The sequence below is a fragment of the Phenylobacterium sp. genome (genome assembly GCF_020253645.1).
Lineage (GTDB): Bacteria > Pseudomonadota > Alphaproteobacteria > Caulobacterales > Caulobacteraceae > Phenylobacterium.
This window is the reverse complement of the sequence record NZ_JADCBG010000109.1, coordinates 1-3519: the sequence shown is the minus strand read 5'-3', so window position 1 is coordinate 3519 and position 3519 is coordinate 1. Positions and strand designations below refer to the sequence as shown.

The 3519-nt window shown below is 71.2% G+C and carries 4 protein-coding genes; all 4 read right to left on the bottom strand.

Translation table 11 applies throughout. From position 1 onward, the window contains the following. The coding region (locus INE98_RS07670; protein WP_293537905.1) for an aminotransferase class I/II-fold pyridoxal phosphate-dependent enzyme at positions 1-400 on the bottom strand (400 nt) is incomplete at its 3' end. A 147-nt stretch (positions 401-547) separates the two neighbouring features. Further along, positions 548-1432, bottom strand: coding sequence for a 3-hydroxyisobutyrate dehydrogenase (gene mmsB / locus INE98_RS07665; RefSeq protein WP_293537903.1), 885 nt, complete (start codon positions 1430-1432; stop codon positions 548-550). Beyond that, positions 1429-2484, bottom strand: coding sequence for an enoyl-CoA hydratase/isomerase family protein (locus INE98_RS07660; RefSeq protein WP_293537901.1), 1056 nt, complete (start codon positions 2482-2484; stop codon positions 1429-1431). Before INE98_RS07660 ends, mmsB begins: the two co-directional genes overlap by 4 nt. Then, on the bottom strand, positions 2481-3519 hold a 1039-nt coding region (locus INE98_RS07655; protein ID WP_293537899.1), incomplete at its 5' end, for an acyl-CoA dehydrogenase family protein. The genes INE98_RS07655 and INE98_RS07660, both read right to left, overlap by 4 nt.

Genomic DNA, 3519 nt, shown 5'->3' with positions numbered 1-3519 from the left:
TCAGGCCGGGCAGGATCTTGTAGAGGGTCGACAGCGAGGCCTCGTTGGAGACGTAGCCCGACGTGAACAGGAGGGCCGATTCCTTGCCGTGCAGGTCGGCCAGTTCGCGCTCCAGCTCCACGTGATAGCGGGTGGTGCCCGAGATGTTGCGGGTGCCGCCGGAGCCGGCGCCGGCCTCGTCGATGGCCGCCTTCATGGCGTCGAGGACGACGGGGTTCTCGCCCTGGGCCAGGTAGTCGTTGGAGCACCAGACCACGACCTCGGAGGTCGAGCCGTCGGGACGGGTCCAGGTGGCGTTCGGAAAGCGGCCGCGATGGCGCTTCAGGTCGGCGAAGACCCGGTAGCGCCCCTCGGCCCGGACCTTGTCCAGCGCATCGGCGAAGGCGGCCTTGTAATCCATGGCTCTGATCCCAGCAGGCCGGGCGGCGAACCCGGGCCGAAAACCCAACAAAAACCGGCGGACTTTTGCACCCCGGCGCAATCAATGTCCAGCCAACCTGACGCTGGCGTCATGATGCAGGTCAAATCGCGACTGCAAGGCTCCGGATCAAGTCCCTCCCCTCAGGAACTGGAGCATGGAGGAAAAATCCCGCCCGCCGTTCCCCTGGCGGTCCCAGAGGGCGTAGAGGGCCTCGGCCTGGGCCCCCAGGGGGGTGGAGGCGCCGCTGGCGGCCGCTGCGGCCTGGGCCAGCTTGAGGTCCTTCAGCATCATGGCCACGGCGAAGCCGCCGGCATAGTCGCGGTTGGAGGGCGCGGTCTCCACCTGGCCGGGCCAGGGCGAATAGCTGGTCAGGGACCAGCACTGGCCGGAGGACTTCGAGGCGATGTCGAAGAACCTGTCCGGCTCCAGGCCCAGGCGCTCGGCCAGGGCGAAGGCCTCGCAGGTCCCGATCATCGAGATGCCCAGCAGCATGTTGTTGCAGATCTTGGCGGCCTGCCCCGCCCCGTGGTCGCCGGCCCGCAGGACCGCCCGGGCCATGGGCGCCAGCAGGGCCTCGATGGCGGCGAAGCGGTCCGCGTCGCAGCCGACCATGAAGGCCAGGGTCCCGGCCTCGGCGCCCGCCGTGCCGCCGGAGACCGGGGCGTCAGCGAAGACATAGCCCGCCTCGGCCGCTTTCTGCGCCACCGCGCGGGCGGTCTCCACGTCGATGGTCGAGGCGTCGATGAGCAGGGCGCCGGCGGGGGCCTGGCCCAGGATCTCGCCCTCATAGACCGCCCTCACCTGCGGGCCGGCGGGCAGCATGGTGATCACGGCTTCAGCGCCAGCCACGGCCTCCCGGACGCTGGCGGCCGGCGTGCAGCCGCGGCCCGCAGCCCGCGCCAGGGCCTCCGCCGAGAGGTCGAAGGCGGTGACCTCATGCCCCGCGCCGACCAGCCTCGCGGCCATGCCGCCGCCCATGTTTCCCAGGCCGATGAAGGCGATGCGCGTCATTGCGATGTCCTTTCCAGGGGCGACCATTCCTGGTCCGCCGGGAGGGGGGCGAAGATGGCGTCCAGGAGGTCCTCGCCCACGCCCTCCAGCGTCGCCGGGTCCCACTTCGGGGCGTTGTCCTTGTCGACGATGACGGCGCGCACGCCCTCCAGGAAGTCGTGGCGCTGAACGACCCGGGCGCCGATCCGGTACTCCATGGCCATGTTGGCGGCGAAGTCGGGGGCGGCGAGGCCGAGGGCCAGCTGGCGGAAGGCGACCTTCAGGGTCTGGGGGGACTTGGTCTTCAGGGCCTCGGCCTGGACGCGGGCCCAGTCGGAGCCGGTCTCCAGCGCCGCGACGATGGCCTCCACCGAGACCTCGCCGAAGGCGGCGTCGAGCTCGGCGCGGTGCGCGTCGACCGGCGCGGGGCCCGGATCCACATGAAACTGCGCCAGCAGGGCCTCGATATCACTCGGATTTTCCGCCAGCGCCGCCTTCAGCTCGGGGAGCCGTTCGGAGGGCACATGGTGCGTCGCCAGGCCCGCGTGGAGGCAGTCGGCGGCCTTGATCCGGGCCCCGGTCAGGGCGAGCCAGAGGCCGATCCGGCCGGGCAGACGGGGCAGGAACCAGCCGCCGCCGACGTCCGGGAAGAGGCCGATCCCGGTCTCCGGCATGGCGAAGGTGGTCCGCTCGGTGGCGATGCGCCAGCGGGCCGGCGCCGAGAGGCCGACGCCGCCGCCCATGGTGATCCCGTCCATCACCGCGATGACCGGCTTCGGATAGGAAAAGAGCAAATGATTCAATCGGTACTCGGTGAAAAAGAAGGCGCGCGCCAGGCGGCCGTCGGAGGCCCCGCTCTCGGCCAGCATGCGGATGTCGCCGCCGGCGCAGAAGCCGCGCTCGCCGGAATGGTCGATCAGCACGGCCTCGACGGCCGGATCGTCCTTCCAGTCCAGGAGGGCCGTTATGCAGGTCGAACACATAACGGTCGTGAGGGCATGGAGGGCCTGGGGGCGGTTCAGGGTGAGCCTCCCCAGTCCCCCTTCCCTTCCGGCAATGATCTCCTCGCTCATCGTCCCAGAATCTCCCGGCTGATGATGACCCGCATGATCTCGTTCGTGCCTTCCAGGATCTGGTGGACCCGCAGGTCGCGCACGATCCGCTCCAGGGGATAGTCCCGCAGATAGCCATAGCCGCCATGCAGCTGGAGGGCCTGGTTGGCGATGTCGAAGCCGCCGTCGGTGGCGAAGCGCTTGGCCATGGCGCAGTAGAGGGTGGCGGAGGGGTCGCCGGCGTCCAGGGCGAAGGCGGCGCGGCGCACCATCAGGCGGGCGGCCTCCAGCTCGGTGGCCATGTCGGCGAGGCGGAACTGGAGGGCCTGGAAGTCCGCCAGCGGCCGGCCGAACTGGCGCCGGGCAGCGAGGTGGGCGCGGGCGGTGTCGAGGGCCAGGCCCGCCCCGCCCAGGGAGCAGGCGGCGATGTTGATGCGCCCGCCGTCGAGGCCGGCCATGGCGAAGCGGAAACCCTCGCCCTCGGCGCCGATCCGGTTCGCCGCCGGCACCCGCACCCCGTCGAAGTGGACCATGGCGGTGGGCTGGGCGTTCCAGCCCATCTTGCGCTCCTGGGCGCCGAAGGACAGGCCCGGCGTCCCCGCCTCCACCACGAAGGCCGAGACGCCCCGGGCGCCGCCCTCCCCCGTGCGGGCCATGACCAGGTAGAGCCCCGAGGTCCCGGCCCCGGAGATGAAGGCCTTGGCGCCGGTCAGGACATAGTCGTCGCCGTCCCGCTCGGCCCGGGTGGCGAGGGAGGCCGCGTCCGACCCCGCCCCCGGCTCGGTCAGGCAATAGCTGGAGAGCAGCTCCATGGTCGCCAGCCGGGGCAGCCAGCGCTGGCGCTGGGCGTCGTTGCCGAACCGGTCGATCATCCACGAGACCATGTTGTGGATGGAGATGTAGGCCGCCACGGACACATCGCCCCGGCTCAGCTCTTCGAAGACCAGGGCTGCATCCAGCCGGCCGAGGCCCGAGCCGCCGACATCCTCGCGCACGGAGAGCCCGGCGAAGCCCAGGGCCGCGGCGGCGCGCAGGGTCGCCACCGGGAACACCTTT